Annotated in this window: 9 protein-coding genes; 8 read left to right on the forward strand and 1 reads right to left on the reverse strand. The window is 64.3% G+C overall.

All coding sequences use genetic code 11. From position 1 onward, the window contains the following. Positions 1 to 298: 298 nt before the first annotated feature. Positions 299 to 733 carry a TerB family tellurite resistance protein gene (locus F2P45_RS16330; RefSeq protein WP_166877095.1) on the forward strand — a complete coding sequence of 145 codons (435 nt, stop codon included), beginning with the start codon at positions 299 to 301 and terminating at the stop codon, positions 731 to 733. A gap of 158 nt (positions 734 to 891) precedes the next feature. Here the strand turns inward: F2P45_RS16330 and F2P45_RS16335 are convergent, their stop codons facing one another. Then, on the reverse strand, positions 892 to 3,684 hold the full coding sequence (locus F2P45_RS16335) for a TonB-dependent receptor (RefSeq protein ID WP_223164764.1): 2,793 nt from the start codon (positions 3,682 to 3,684) through the stop codon (positions 892 to 894). A 423-nt stretch (positions 3,685 to 4,107) separates the two neighbouring features. Between F2P45_RS16335 and F2P45_RS16340 the strand changes: the two genes are divergently transcribed. The 7 genes from F2P45_RS16340 (at position 4,108) to rluB (ending at position 13,700) form a co-directional block, all read left to right on the forward strand. Continuing rightward, entirely contained in the window at positions 4,108 to 5,046 is a 939-nt protein-coding gene (locus tag F2P45_RS16340) for an ABC transporter permease (RefSeq protein ID WP_166877098.1), read from the forward strand. Further along, the gene (locus tag F2P45_RS16345) at positions 5,046 to 6,068 is read left to right on the forward strand and encodes an ABC transporter permease (protein ID WP_166877281.1); all 1,023 of its coding nucleotides are present in this window, start codon (positions 5,046 to 5,048) and stop codon (positions 6,066 to 6,068) included. The genes F2P45_RS16340 and F2P45_RS16345 overlap by 1 nt, the downstream gene beginning before the upstream one ends. Before the next feature lie 9 nt (positions 6,069 to 6,077). Next, positions 6,078 to 7,742, forward strand: a complete 1,665-nt coding sequence (locus tag F2P45_RS16350; RefSeq protein ID WP_166877101.1) for an ABC transporter ATP-binding protein — start codon at positions 6,078 to 6,080, stop codon at positions 7,740 to 7,742. Between the two features lie 118 nt (positions 7,743 to 7,860). Beyond that, positions 7,861 to 8,808, forward strand: coding sequence for a VTT domain-containing protein (locus F2P45_RS16355; RefSeq protein WP_166877104.1), 948 nt, complete (start codon positions 7,861 to 7,863; stop codon positions 8,806 to 8,808). Between the two features lie 177 nt (positions 8,809 to 8,985). Next, a complete protein-coding gene (locus tag F2P45_RS16360) occupies positions 8,986 to 10,008 on the forward strand; it encodes a glucokinase (protein WP_166877107.1) in 1,023 nt (340 codons plus the stop codon). 760 nt (positions 10,009 to 10,768) lie between these two features. Next, positions 10,769 to 11,572, forward strand: coding sequence for an SMC-Scp complex subunit ScpB (gene scpB / locus F2P45_RS16365; protein WP_166877111.1), 804 nt, complete (start codon positions 10,769 to 10,771; stop codon positions 11,570 to 11,572). Continuing rightward, on the forward strand, positions 11,559 to 13,700 hold the full coding sequence (gene rluB / locus F2P45_RS16370) for a 23S rRNA pseudouridine(2605) synthase RluB (RefSeq protein WP_166877114.1): 2,142 nt from the start codon (positions 11,559 to 11,561) through the stop codon (positions 13,698 to 13,700). The genes scpB and rluB overlap by 14 nt, the downstream gene beginning before the upstream one ends. Positions 13,701 to 14,010: the final 310 nt, after the last annotated feature.

Genomic DNA, 14,010 nt, shown 5'->3' on the forward strand with positions numbered 1-14,010 from the left:
TGCAAGATTGGCTTTGATCGAAATACAACGAAAATGGCTAAATTGTTTAGCTTGATTTGCAAAGTAAGCTTCCAGTCAGCAAGTACGTTCACAGGCGCCACACCTGTTGCAACGCAACAAAGCGCGCCTGCATGCATATGCATATCCGCAAGACGATGCAAGGAAGAGGGCGATGCCTGCGCAGCGCTTCATGCCCTTCATCGGTGGCAGCAGTCCTGTCCACAACGAGCTCATTTCCGAAATCGCCGTACAATGAATCGCAAGATTGACATGTCGTTTCAACCAGAAGGATAAAACTATGCGTTCCTACCCACCCGATAGCCCGCAGGCTGTCTCGCGACTGCTGGTTCTGTGCGTCATTGCTGACGGTGGTGGCTCGCCGCTTGAGATTGCGGCCACGTACCGACTTGGCATTCTTGACTCCGCAGGCATTCAAGAAGATGTTTTCGACCAGGTGCTTCGTGAGATGTGCACTGATCTCCCGACGACTCCTGACGGGCTGGTGCGGGTTGAGACAGAAATGATTGATCAGATGCTGGCGGAAATTTTGCGACCCGACCTGCGCCTGAGCGTATGGAAGGCCATGTGGCAATTGTCCTACGCGGACGACCAACTGGCCGACGGCGAACTCGCACTACTTCTCAAGGCCACGAGCGCATGGGGAATAAAGGAGGGCGATAAGGGAAGTGGCCCGGTAGCCGCGCGGAGTTCGGTGCCACATCCGGCGACATAGGGGAAACAGGAACAGACAAACGCGCAGACGAATCCGGCCAATTCGACCAGCGGACACAACCATCGTGTCCTCATGCGCAGGCACGCCGTTGTAGCGGAACCGAAAAAGGGCGATGCCTGCGCACCGCCCTCCGCTCATGCAATCACAGCTGCCTCAGGCTAGAACTGGTAGCGCGCGCCAGCCTTGAAGTAGCGGCCGATGGCGCCGCTGGCGTCCATCGGGTTGTAGCTCATGCCGCCGTAGGTCAATGGATCGAGCGGTGCGATCTTGTCGAACAGATTGTTGACCGAACCAAACAGCTGGAAGTTCTTCGACACGTTGTAGCGCACCGACAGGTCGGTCGCGGTGAACGAGGCCAGGGTGCATTCCGGGTTCGGGGCCAGGGCGCCGTTGGCGAACTTGGAGGCGCACAGGTCGCCTTCGAACTGCACGTTCTTCATCTTCGAACGGTAGTTGGTGGTCAAGGTCAGGTTCAGGTCGTTCCAGTCCCAGCCCGCCACGAAGCTGATCTTCTGCTTCGGCGTACCGGCGCAGTTGGACGTGTCGCAGTTGCCGTGGGTGCCGGCGTACTGGTACTTGACGCTGGCCGACTCGGCCCGGATCCACGAATCGATGTAGGTCCAGGTCAGGCCCAGGTTGGCGCGGCCGTAGTCGCCGAGGCGGAACTTCTGCTTGATGTCGAAGTCGACGCCCTTGATTTCGGTGAAGCTCGAATTGCGGTACGGCGCATTCGAAATCAGGATCGTGCCGGTGTTCGGAATGGCCACGCCGCCGACCACCAGGTTGTTGTCGGCGCGCACCGCGGTCGGCAGGGCCGCCGCTTCGTTGTACGGCAGCGGATTGATCTCGTCGCTGCGCTTGATCTTCCACAGGTCGACCGACAGGCTGGTATCGTTGAGCGGATCCCAGACCATGCCGAGCGTCATGCCCTTCGAGGTTTCCGGTTTCAGGGCCGGGTTGCCGACCTTGACCGCCGCCAGCGAAATCGCGCAATCGGTGGCGCTGCCGCCGCCGGCCGCCGGCGTGCCGCCAGGGCAACGGACCGGATCGCGCGTGGTGGCGGTGCCGGTCGAACGCGACGAGGCGCTCGATTCAGCCGCGCCCGGTGCGCGGAAGCCTTCCGAGTAGGTGCCGCGCACGGCGAAGGTCTTGATCGGAGTCCACTTGGCGCCCAGTTTCGGCGTGGTCGAGGAGAAGTTGGTGTACTTGTCGTAACGCAGCGCGGCCGACAGTTCCACCGATTTCAGCACCGGCGCCGCGATTTCGACGAACACGGCCGAGATCTTCTCTTCTCCCTTGGCTGCCACGTAGGACGAGTTGATGGAGCCGTCTTCGGTGCCCGAGAGCGATGGATTGTCGAGTTTTTCGCGGCGGTGTTCGGCGCCCAGGGCCAGGCCCAGGGCACCGCCCGGCAGCTGGAACAGCTCGCGCGAGGCCTTGAAGTCGACGATGTCGAGCTTGGTGGTCGAATGCGACGTTGCGGTGCGCACCATGGCCTGGTACAGCGAAGCCGGGTTCTTGCTTGCCTGGTCGCCGATGTAGTATGGGAAGTACGGGCTGGCCGCATTGCCCAGCGCCGCCTGCACCACGCGCAGGTTCAGCATGTTGCTGTACAAGAGGTCGAGCTTCGATTCCGAATGCACGTAGGAGGTGTCGAAATCCCAGCCCATGGCCGCGCCCTTGACGCCGACCACGAGACGGTTGAATTCATTGTTGACCGAACGCTCGCTCGGACCCACGTCGAAGGCCGAATAGCGCACGCGGACCGGCACGCCGTACGGGTTCTGCGGGTGGTTGGCGGCCAGCTGCATGGTGGTGCCGGCGCCCGAACCCCAGTTGGTCACGCCGGTCGGATTGCCGGCCGTTGGCGGACCGGCATAGGTGCGCGTGATTTCGCCCGGAATCAGGGTGAACGAGGTATCGCGCTTCGAGTAGCCGATTTCGCCGTAGACCTGCAGGTCCTCGCCCAGCTTCTTGCTGGCGCGCGTGTACAGGTTCAGGCCGTCGACCTGCGGCTGCATCGAGCGGAACTGGTCGTGGTGCCACAGGCAGCCGCCTTGCGGATCGCTGTTCCTGGTTTGCGACAGGGCCGCGCAGCCTGGCAGCGACACGTAGGTGTTGTTGGCCGGGTTGCGGATCGAGCCGGTCGGGCTGGCGCCGGTGTTGTTGCTGCCTGCCAGGTAGCCGGAGGCGAACTGGGTATCCATCGCGTAGCCGTACGGACGCAGGTCGCCGTGGCCGATCCAGCCGCGGTTGGCGCGGTCTTTGTTCTTGAGTTCGTTGTTGGTGTAGTACTCGGCGTTGACCAGCACGTTGTAGCCGTCGGCTTCCAGGTTGCCCTTGCCCCAGGTCAGCGAGCCCTTGGCCATTTCGCCGTCCTTGTATTTGGACTGGCCGATCGTGCCCTTGGCGATCAGGCCCGTGAAATCCTTGCGCAGGATGATGTTCACCACGCCGGCAATGGCGTCCGCGCCATAGGTCGAGGAGGCGCCGTCTTTCAGCACTTCGATGCGCTCGACCGCTTCCATCGGGATGGTCGACAGGTCGGTGAAGCTCTTCTGGCCATCGTCGGCGCGCGCGAACGGCGCCATGCGGCGGCCGTTGAGCAGCACCAGGGTCGAGGTGGCGCCGAGGCCGCGCAGCGAGATCGCGGTCGAACCGGCGGCAAAACCGTTGCCGAAGCCGGTCGGCAGCGAGCCGGCGCCGTCGGCGGTCAGGGTCTGGAGGTATTCTGCGACCGTGCCCTTGCCGGACTTGGCCATGTCTTGCGCGGTGATGACCTGGACCGGGGAAGCGGTTTCGGCGCTCGCACGTTTGATGCTCGAGCCGGTGACCTCGACCCGTTGGATAGGTGCCGACGGGTCTTGCGCCATGGCCGGTGCGGCCAGGGTGAATGCTGCCGAAGCGAGCGCCACAGAGACGGCGTGCGCCATTACGGTTTTTCTAAACATGTGTAACTCCAGAGGGTATCAATGTTAAAAACTTCTATATCTGCATGCATATTTCGCTTTATGCCCGATTCTCAGCACAGGCTTGCTGAGATGGGCGAAAAATACATGGTGTCTCTCGTTTTCTTGTGAAATAGTTGGTGAGAACGTTTTCCAAGCGCACACATCTCAACACTGGAATGTCGGACTGTCAATGTACACGCCGTACACTTTGGCAGCGAAACAACAGTTTCCCAACGCTACAAATTTGTACTTGAATTTGTTTCCGTTGTCTGCCGTCAACAAAGATTATTTTCTGCGTGACAGCCGGCATGCGTCGCTTGCCAGGCCCCCGCGCCGGGCGCCACCGCGCCGGGCAAAAATGCGCTATCGTCATGGCCTGCCGAACAAACCGTACGCCGACCCGGAAGGACCCCGCCGCACCTCATGCCTGCCTATATCCTGCGCCGCCTGTGGCAGATGCTGCCCACCATGGCCGGCGTCGTGCTGCTGGTATTCATTCTGTTCAACTGGATCGGCGGCGATCCGGCGTATCTGCTCGCCGGCAAGATGTCCGATGCCGCCGAGATCGAGAACATCCGGCGCCAGCTCGGCACCGACCAGCCGATGCATGTGCAGCTATGGATCTTCGTCAAGCAGATCCTCAGCTTCGACTTCGGCAATTCCTGGAGCACGGGCGAACCGGTGTCGCGCATCATCGCCAGCCGGCTGGGGCCGTCGCTGACGGTGCTGATTCCCCTGACCGTGCTCGAAACCACGATCGGCATCGCGCTGGCGCTGGCCGTGGCCTTCGTGCGCGGCTCGCTGACCGACCGCGCGCTCATGCTGGCCTGCACGGTCGGCATGTCGGTCAGCATTCTGGTGTACATCATCGCCTTCCAGTACGCTCTGGCCTACAAACTCGGGCTGTTTCCGGTGCAGGGCTGGGGTAGCGGACTGGGCGAGAATTTGCTGCGCTATGCGGCGCTGCCGGTGCTGATCGGGCTGGCGGTGTCGATCGCGCCGACCCTGCGCCTGTACCGCAGCTTCGTGCTCGACGAAGTGCAGCAGGATTACGTGCGCACGGCGCGCGCCAAGGGCTTGCCCGAGCGCCGCGTCATGTGGGTGCACGTGCTGCGCAACGCCGCCATTCCCATCATCACGCATGTGATGGCGAGCCTGCCGGCGCTGCTGATCGGCGCGTTCTTGCTGGAGCGGTTTTTCGGCATTCCCGGGATCGGGCGCGAAGTCATTCTGGCGGTCGAGCGCAGCGATTTTCCGGTGATCAAGGCCATTACCGTGGTCGTGGCCGCCGCCACCATGGTGTTCAACCTGCTGGCCGACCTGCTGTACAAGGCGGTCGATCCGCGCGTGCAGCTCGCATGATGGCCGCGCGTATGGACCCCGGCCCGGCGGGCCTGTGGACCCTGGCCCTGCGGCGCCTGCGCGCCGACCGCGCGGCCATGGCGGCGCTGGCGGTGGTGGCGCTGTTCCTGGGGCTGCTGGCCTTGTCAAGCACCGGCCTGATCGCCGCCGGCTGGGAAGAGGAGGTGGCCGTCACCTACGCGCCGCCCTCGTTCCTCGGTGCGGATGCGTCGATGGGGGAGGGCGCCGGCGCGGCGCGCAACGGGCCGCCGCCGCCCAACGCCTTCGATCCGCTGGCCGGCGACATCGCCGCCATCATTGCAGCGCAGGGCGCGGCGATCGGCGCGCCGCCGCCGCCGCGCCTGGCGACCTTGCCGTTCGGGGCCGACAAATGGGGCCACGACGTCCTGCTCAAAACCATCAAGGGCGGCGAAACCTCGATCGTGGTGGGACTGGCGGCGGCATTCCTGGCGGTCGCGCTGGGGACCTTGTCCGGCGCCCTGTCCGGCTACTTCGGCGGCGTGGTCGACGACCTGTTCAACTGGTTCTACAGCGTGTTCACCTCGATTCCCTCGATCCTGATGATCCTCGCGGTGGCCGCCGTGCTGCAGCACAAGGGCGTGAGCACCATCGTGCTCATTCTCGGGCTGACCGGCTGGACCGGGCCGTACCGCCTGATCCGCGCCGAGTACATGAAGCACAAGGGGCGCGAGTATGTGCTGGCGGCCGACGCCATCGGCGCCTCGCACTGGCGCAGGATGTTCTCGCATATTTTTCCGAACGTCAGTCACGTGGCGCTGGTACAGTTGTCGATCCTGGCGGTCGGCTTCATCAAGGCCGAAGTGATCCTGAGTTTTCTCGGTTTCGGCGTGCCGGTCGGCGTGGTCTCGTGGGGCAGCATGCTGAACGAAGCGCAGAACGAACTGATCCTCGGCAAATGGTGGCAGCTGACCGCCGCCGCGAGCGCCATGGCGCTGCTGGTGACGGCGTTTTCGCTGTTCACCGACGCGCTGCGCGATGCGCTCGATCCAAAACTCAAGTAGAAGGCAAGCATGCTGCTAGAAGTGAACAACTTGCGCATTGCCTTCCGCGTCGACAAGCACAGCACGGTCGAGGCGGTGCGCGGCGTGTCGTTTTCGGTGCCGCGCAATGCCACCGTGGCGCTGGTGGGCGAGTCCGGCAGCGGCAAGTCGGTCAGCTCGCTGGCGGTGATGGGGTTGCTGGCGCCGGAGACCAGCATGATCGACCCGGCGTCGCGCATCGTGTTCGACGGCGTCGAGCTGCTGGCGCTGCCGCGCGCCGAGCGGCGCCGCCTGTGCGGCAAGCGGATCGCGATGATCTTCCAGGAGCCGATGTCGTCGCTCAATCCGGTGCTGACGGTCGGCTACCAGATCGGCGAAGTGCTGCGCCAGCACATGGGCATGAGCGCCAGGCAGGCCAGGGTGCGCACCCTGGCGCTGCTGGACGACGTCGGCATGCCGGATCCGGCGCACAAGATCGACGCCTACCCCGGCCAGTTGTCCGGCGGGCAGCAGCAGCGCGTGATGATCGCCATGGCGATTGCCTGCGAGCCGGCCCTGCTGATCGCCGACGAGCCGACCACCGCGCTCGACGTCACCATCCAGAAGCAGATCATGGCGCTGATTGCCCGATTGCAGAAAGAGCGCGCCATGTCGGTGCTGTTCATCACGCACGACCTGGGGCTGGTCAGCGAGATTGCCGACCAGGTGATCGTGATGCGCCATGGCGAAGTGCGCGAGCAGGGCCTGGTGCGCCAGGTGCTCGACCATCCGCTTGATGCTTACACGCGCGCCCTGCTGCACTGCCGGCCGCGCCTGGACCAGCGTCCGCTGCGCCTGCCGGTGCTGGAGGATTACCTGGAGGGGCGGGAGCCGGTCGCGGGCGCCCAGCGCCAGCGCGGCTACGCGGCCGGCGACGAGGAGGTGCTGGTCGTGCGCAAGCTGAGCAAGCATTTTTACGCGCGCGAGGGGCTGTTCGGCAAGCGTGAAATGCGCGCCGTGAACGACGTCTCGTTCACCCTGGCGCGCGGCAAGACCCTGGGCGTGGTGGGCGAATCGGGCTCGGGCAAGACCACGGTCGGACTGACCTTGCTGCGCCTGCACCAGGCCAGCGGCGGCACGGCGATCTTCGACGGCAAGGACCTGATCGGCATGCCGGCGCGCGATTTCCTGCCTTACAAGCGGCGCATCCAGATCGTGTTTCAAAACCCGTACGCCTCGCTCAACCCGCGCTTTACGGTGGGGCAGATTCTGCTGGAGCCGATGCGCATCCACCGCATCGGCGCGAACGATGGCGAACGGACCGCCATGGCGCTGCAACTGCTCGGCAAGGTCGGACTGCCGGCGCACGCCATGCAGCGTTATCCGCACGAGTTTTCGGGCGGGCAGCGCCAGCGCATCGCCATTGCGCGCTGCCTGACCATGCGGCCCGAGATTCTGGTGTGCGACGAATCGGTGTCGGCGCTGGATGTGTCGGTGCAGGCGCAGGTGCTCAATTTGCTGCAGGATTTGCAGGACGAATACCGCATGAGCTACATCTTCATTTCGCACGACCTGTCGGTGGTCAAGTACATGGCCGACCGGGTGATGGTGATGCGCGCCGGCGAGGTGGTCGAAATGGCCGACTCGGACGAGCTGTACCGCAATCCGCAGCATCCCTACACCCGGGCCCTGCTGGCGGCGATTCCGCGTACATAAGCCACCCGCCGGCCGATGGGTGCGGCTGCGGCGGATGCGCCACAGCCGCTTGTCGCCGGCCGGCTGCGATACCACTTTCGGGGGAGAAGCGCGGCGCGTTTTCGGATAAGATAGCGGCATGCCCAATCTTATCGAATTGCTTCAGCTCTACGGTGTGCTCATCGTGTTTGCCATCGTGCTGGTCGAACAAATCGGTATGCCGATCCCCGCTTTCCCGATCCTGATCGTGGCCGGCGCGCTCTCCGTGGGCGGCGAGATCAGCTGGGGCGTGTGCCTGGCCGTCGCCATCGGCGCCTGCCTGATCAGCGACGTCATCTGGTTCAACGCCGGCCGCTACTACGGCAAGCGCATCCTGCGGCTGCTGTGCAAGATATCGCTCTCGCCCGACTACTGCGTCAGCCAGACCGAAGACCGCTTCAAGCGCTTCGGCCCCAAATCGCTGATGGTCGCCAAGTTCATTCCCGGCTTCAACATCATCGCCTCGCCCATGTCCGGCGCGCTGGGCGTGAGCACGCTGCGCTTCCTGGCTTTCAGCATGACCGGCAGCCTGCTGTGGAGCGGCACCGGGATCGCCATCGGCGCCCTGTTCCACAAGAGCGTCGACAAAGTCCTCGTCATGCTCGAAAGCATGGGCAGCACCGCCCTGATGGTCTTGCTGACCTTGCTGGGGCTGTTCATTCTGTACAAATACGTCGAGCGGCGCCGCTTCCGCCAGGGCATGCAGATCGAGCGCATCAGCATGAGCGAGCTGGTGCAGCTGATCCATGGCGGCCAGCAGCCGATCATGGTCGACGCGCGCAGCATCACCGCCCAGCAGCTCGAACAGGCCGTGCCGGGCGCGCTGATCTACAACGCCGCCGCGCGCGAGAGCTTCGTGGCCCTGCTCGACAAGGAACGCCACATCATCGTCTATTGCAGCTGCCCCAACGATGTCACGGCGGCGCAGGTGGCCAGGGAACTGATCGCGCTTGGCTATCACCGCGCGCGGCCCCTGCATGGCGGGCTGGACGCGTGGAATGCGCATCATGCCGGCGATGCCGCGCAGCGCACCGTCCAGGCCGGCTGACCGGCCCTGTTCCAGCGCGTTTTCCATGCCGGGCGCGTACCTATACTACGCCCGGGCTAGCCGCAAGTCGCCTTGAGTCCAGAATTTGTGCTGCATATGTACTAAAACTACAAAGAAAGCTTGCACCGTCGGCATGTGATCCATTAAGCTTGGCGAGTCCATAGAACAATCGCCACCATGACCGACCACGCCACCGCGCCTCACCCTGTTGCCCTGCCATCCCCCTATGTTGACGGTCCGCGCCTGCTGGCCGACATCGGCGGCACCAACGCCCGCTTCGCGCTGGAGACGGCTCCCGGCCAGGTCGGCCTGATCGACGTGCTGCCGTGTGCCAACTACCCGGCCCTGGCCGATGCCCTGCGCGCCTATCTGGGTTCGCCCAAGGTGGCGGCGGCCGGGGTGGGCGGCTTGCGTCACGCCGCGCTGGCGATTGCCAATCCGATCACGGGCGACATGGTGCGCATGACCAACCATCACTGGGAGTTCTCGATTGCCGCCTTGCGCGTCGAGTGCGGGTTTGAAACGCTGGAAGTGGTCAACGACTTCACCGCGCTCGCGCGCGCCTTGCCGCACCTGGCCGACAAGAAACAGCAGGTCGGCGGCGGCGTGGCGCGTGCCGGGACGCCGCTGGGGCTGGTGGGTGCCGGGACCGGGCTGGGTGTGTCGGGACTGATTCCCGCGGGCGACAGCTGGACCGCCTTGCTCAGCGAAGGCGGGCACGTGACGTTTTCGCCGGCCAGCGAGACCGAAGTCGCGATTTTGCAATTTGCGTGGCGCCAGTACGAGCATGTATCGGCGGAACGGCTGCTATCGGGCGACGGCATCGAACTGATTTACCGGGCGCTGGCGCACCACACGGGACAGGAAGCGCAGGAACTGGACGCGCCCGAGATCTCGCGGCGCGCGCTGGCGGGCGAGTGTGCGCTGTGCGACCAGGCGATCGAAGCGTTCTGCGGCATGCTGGGCACGGTGGCGGGCAATCTTGCGGTCACCCTTGGGGCGCAGGGCGGTATCTATATAGGTGGCGGGATCGTGCCGCGCCTGGGCGAGCGCTTTGGGCGCTCGTGCTTCCGCCGGCGCTTCGAGCAAAAGGGGCGCTTCGTCAACTATCTGGCGCAAGTACCGACCTTCGTCATTACGGCCGAGTATCCCGCCTTCCTCGGCGTTTCCGCCATCCTCGCCGAAAAGCTCGGCAGCTAAGACATTTCCCACAAATCGAAGCACATCCCTCCCTCATTCCTACAACCGGGGTCAGAGCTCTAATGTGTAATTATTTGCATTTATGCAATTTCTCCGCGCCGGGGTCTGAGCTCTGATTAGCAATTAGTTGCGCCGTCGCACCCGATAAACGCGATTTTTGCTTGCTTGTTGGGTGAAAATTTGGCCTTGGCGTATCGCGTTCATAGGAGAGCTGCGACAACGAGGCTGGCCGATACCGCGCCCGCGCATTCCCCTGGCAATTTATTGCTAATCAGAGCTCAGACCCCGGTTGTGAGCTGTTGTGAATCTGTGCGGCAATTAGTTGCGAGTCAGAGCTCTGACCCCGGTGTGGGGGTGCGGGCTGTTTTGGTGCGGCGCGTTTGCAGGGGATTCTGACGCGGGGACTTGTCCTTTTTGCGCTTTTATCGGGTACAATGGCCTGTGTTGGAGCAAACGATGTCGATCGTTCGTGTAGTGCGCGCCCGGAGCTTGGCCTCCTTGCCGCTGCGACGAACCATCGTTTCTCTTGAAAATCAACGGTTTAGCCTCGCCAGGTATGCAGGTAGCCGTGTGGCAGGGTTCGCATCTCGCTACCTGTAACATTCCCGCCCGGCGCGCTTCGTCGCAGGCGACGGATTCCAGTTTCAACGTGTTTTCATGCTTTCGGCGTCATTCTGTGACGCGCGCTGCCATGCGTTGAATGGTATTTGGTTGTTTTTTCTCCGCAGATCTAATTGCAACATCCGCACACGACATCGTTATGAATACTGATGAGGCCAAACGGGTCCTCGAAACCGCTTTGCTCTGTGCGCGCGAGCCCATGTCGATCCACGGCATGAAGAAGCTGTTCGTCGATGTCGATGACCATGGCCGCCCGATCGGCGCCGGGGTCGGCGCCGATACCATCAAGATCATGCTCGAAGAGTTGCGCCGCGATTGGAGCGAACGCGGCATCGAAATCGTCAGCCTCGCCAGCGGCTGGCGCTTCCAGAGCCGCCCGGAAATGAAGCAGTACCTCGATCGCCTGAGCCCGGAAAAGCCGCAGAAGTATTCGCGCGCGACCCTGGAAACCCTGGCGATCATCGCTTACCGCCAGCCGGTCACCCGCGGCGATATCGAAGAAATACGGGGCGTTGCCGTCAATTCGCAGACGATCAAGATGCTGGAAGACCGCGGCTGGATCGATGCCATCGGCTACCGCGATGTGATCGGTCGCCCGGCCTTGCTGGGCACGACCAAGCAGTTCCTTGACGATTTGGGCTTGAATTCGCTGTCCCAGCTGCCTCCGTTGCAGCAAATCAGCGATATGCGGGGCGGTCACGACATGGAAACACTCGAGGCGGCCTTGCAGGAAAATTTTGATAAAGCGGCGGCCTCGGAGGCCGCAAACGACGATGGTGCAGGTAGCGGCGACGCGCAGGGGGTCTTTCCTCCCGCCGTCGCGGATGCGGCCGGCTCCGATACTTCATCTCCTGAAGTCCTCATTCACGACCCTGCGCCAGAAATAACGGTTGACGCTGCGCCAGGTCAGCACAACCAAGAAACGAATAATGAATCCAACTAAACCGACAGAGACAAGTAACGCCGACGTAGCAGGCATGGACGAGGCAACAGCCAAGCCAAAACGCCGCACCAAGGCACAGATCGAGGCGGATGCCGCCGCCGGCATCGAAGCGCCGAAACCGAAACGCGCCGCCGCCAAGAAGGCCGTGGCCGACAGCGAGGCCGCCGCGCCGGCTACCGCACCCGCCGCAGCGCCTGGCGCCGACGACGCGCCGGCCAAGGCCCCGGCCAAGCCGCGCGCCAGGAAAGCAGTTGCCGTGGCAGCGGATGAGTCCGCTCCGGCAGCCGCCAGCGCGCCAGCCGCCGCAGCGCCAGCCGCCGCAGCACCGGCCGCCGCCAGCGCGCCCGTGGCCGCCGCGCCAGCCGCCGGCGACAAGCCCGCTCCCGCCGCCCGCAAGCCGCGCGCCCCGAAAGAAGCCGCCGCGCCGGCAGCGCCGGCCACCGCCGATGCGGCCGCCCCGGCCGCCGACGGCGCTGCGCCAGCCAATGGCGAGCGCGGCCCGCGTCCGCCACGCGGTCCGCGCCAGATGCGCGAACTGCGCGGCCAGCGCGAAGCGCGTATCCAGATGGAGCGTATCGAGTCGGGCGAACCGGAAGCGGTCGCCGAAGCGCCGGCCGAGCCGGTCGCCCGCCCGGAGCGCGGTCCGCGTCCGGAGCGCAGCCTCGATGCCAAGCCGCGCGTCAAAAAGAACAAAAAAGGCAATCCGGGCCTGCAGCACCACGGCAAGAACAAGATGAACGATGCCGATGCGGCGTTTTCGTACGTCACCTCGGACGCCTTCGACGCCAACGACGGCGGCCGCGCGCAGCCAGTCAAGGTGGTGCGCCGCGACCTGACCTCGGACGACGATGCGCCGAAGCTGCACAAGGTGCTGGCCGAAGCCGGTCTCGGTTCGCGCCGCGACATGGAAGACCTGATCGTCGCCGGCCGCGTGTCGGTCAATGGCGAGCCGGCCCACATCGGCCAGCGCATCCTGCCGTCCGACGCGGTGCGCATCAACGGCAAGCTGATCCACCGCAAGGTGAGCAGCAAGCCGCCGCGCGTGCTGGTGTACCACAAGCCGGCCGGCGAAATCGTCAGCCACGACGATCCGGAAGGCCGTCCGTCGGTATTCGACCGCTTGCCGACCATGAAAGCCGGCAAATGGCTGGCCGTCGGCCGCCTCGACTTCAATACCGAAGGTCTGCTGTTGTTCACAACTTCCGGTGACCTGGCCAACCGCCTGATGCACCCGCGCTACAATATCGACCGCGAATACGCCGTGCGTACCCTTGGCGAGCTGGAAGAGGGCATGCGCCAGAAACTGCTGGCCGGTGTCGAGCTCGACGACGGCGTGGCGTCGTTCACCAAGATCGCCGATGGCGGCGGTGAGGGCATCAACAAATGGTATCGCGTGGTCATCGGCGAAGGCCGCAACCGCGAGGTGCGCCGCATGTTCGAAGCGGTCGGCCTGACCGTCTCGCGCCTGATCCGTACCCGCTACGGCATCATGACCCTGCCAAGCAACCTGAAACGCGGGCGCTGGGATGAGATGGAAGAAAACACCGTGCGCGACCTGCTGGCCGCGTTCGGCGTCGAGAAGAAGGGCGCCGGCGCCGGCGCCGACGCGCGCGGTCCGAAAGGCCGCAGCGACGCCAAGCCGCGCAGCGACGACGACAAGCGTTCCGATGGCAACCGCATCGACCGCGTCGACGCCAACCGCAATGCCGATCCGTTCGGTCCGCCGAACGGGCGTGGCGGTGCGGGACGCGGCGCCGGTGGCCGTCCGCAGGGACGTCCCGGTGGTGCGGGCGGCATGGGTGGCGGCATGGGCGGGCAATCGCGCAGCGCCGGTGGCTTCGATGGACAGAGCCGTGGCCAGGGCCAAGGCCAAGGTCGTCCGCAGGGCGATGGCCAGCCGCGTTCGGCGCGTCCGCAGGGTGACGGGCAGCCGCGCAGCGCGCGTCCGGGCGGCGGCAACGGTGGCAACGGTGGTAATGGCGCCGGCGCCAAAGGCCCGCGTCAGCCGGATCCCTTGCAGACCACGTTTGGTTTTGGGAATGCCGGCGGCGGAAATCGCCGTCCGCAGGGGCCGCAAGGTCCGCGTGGCGCCGATCACGGCATGCTGCGCCGCGGTCGCCGCGGTTAAGCGCTGGCGCGCGCGGGTGGCCGGGGTGTTGTTTTGTGCCCCCCGCCCGTGCGCACGCCGCGCCGCGCGGCACTGTTGGCGCGGCTTTTGTTTTAAGCTTGATAAGTGTTGTATGCCTGTTCATTTGCCCGTCATCGGATTGCGAACGGCCCGATAACAGGTTATAATCTGCAGCCTAATAAAAGTTCTTCCCACCACAGACTGGTGCAAGTGCTTTCATCTGGTTGGGAGTATAGGAAGATGGGCAGATGCCCATTTTTTTTTTGGTAAATCGTTTTTAGTGGTCCTGCGGGACCGTGATCTGGAGAAC

It is taken from the genome of Massilia mucilaginosa (assembly GCF_011682145.1).
In the GTDB taxonomy this organism is placed as follows: Bacteria; Pseudomonadota; Gammaproteobacteria; order Burkholderiales; family Burkholderiaceae_D; genus Telluria_A; species Telluria_A mucilaginosa.

What these genes read in the sequence shown, in the direction of transcription:
- F2P45_RS16330 (WP_166877095.1), top strand. Translation starts at nt 299, where the DNA reads ATGCGTTCCTACCCACCCGATAGCCCGCAGGCTGTCTCGCGACTGCTG.
- F2P45_RS16335 (WP_223164764.1), bottom strand. Translation starts at nt 3,684, where the DNA reads ATGTTTAGAAAAACCGTAATGGCGCACGCCGTCTCTGTGGCGCTCGCT.
- F2P45_RS16340 (WP_166877098.1), top strand. Translation starts at nt 4,108, where the DNA reads ATGCCTGCCTATATCCTGCGCCGCCTGTGGCAGATGCTGCCCACCATG.
- F2P45_RS16345 (WP_166877281.1), top strand. Translation starts at nt 5,046, where the DNA reads ATGGCCGCGCGTATGGACCCCGGCCCGGCGGGCCTGTGGACCCTGGCC.
- F2P45_RS16350 (WP_166877101.1), top strand. Translation starts at nt 6,078, where the DNA reads ATGCTGCTAGAAGTGAACAACTTGCGCATTGCCTTCCGCGTCGACAAG.
- F2P45_RS16355 (WP_166877104.1), top strand. Translation starts at nt 7,861, where the DNA reads ATGCCCAATCTTATCGAATTGCTTCAGCTCTACGGTGTGCTCATCGTG.
- F2P45_RS16360 (WP_166877107.1), top strand. Translation starts at nt 8,986, where the DNA reads ATGACCGACCACGCCACCGCGCCTCACCCTGTTGCCCTGCCATCCCCC.
- scpB (WP_166877111.1), top strand. Translation starts at nt 10,769, where the DNA reads ATGAATACTGATGAGGCCAAACGGGTCCTCGAAACCGCTTTGCTCTGT.
- rluB (WP_166877114.1), top strand. Translation starts at nt 11,559, where the DNA reads ATGAATCCAACTAAACCGACAGAGACAAGTAACGCCGACGTAGCAGGC.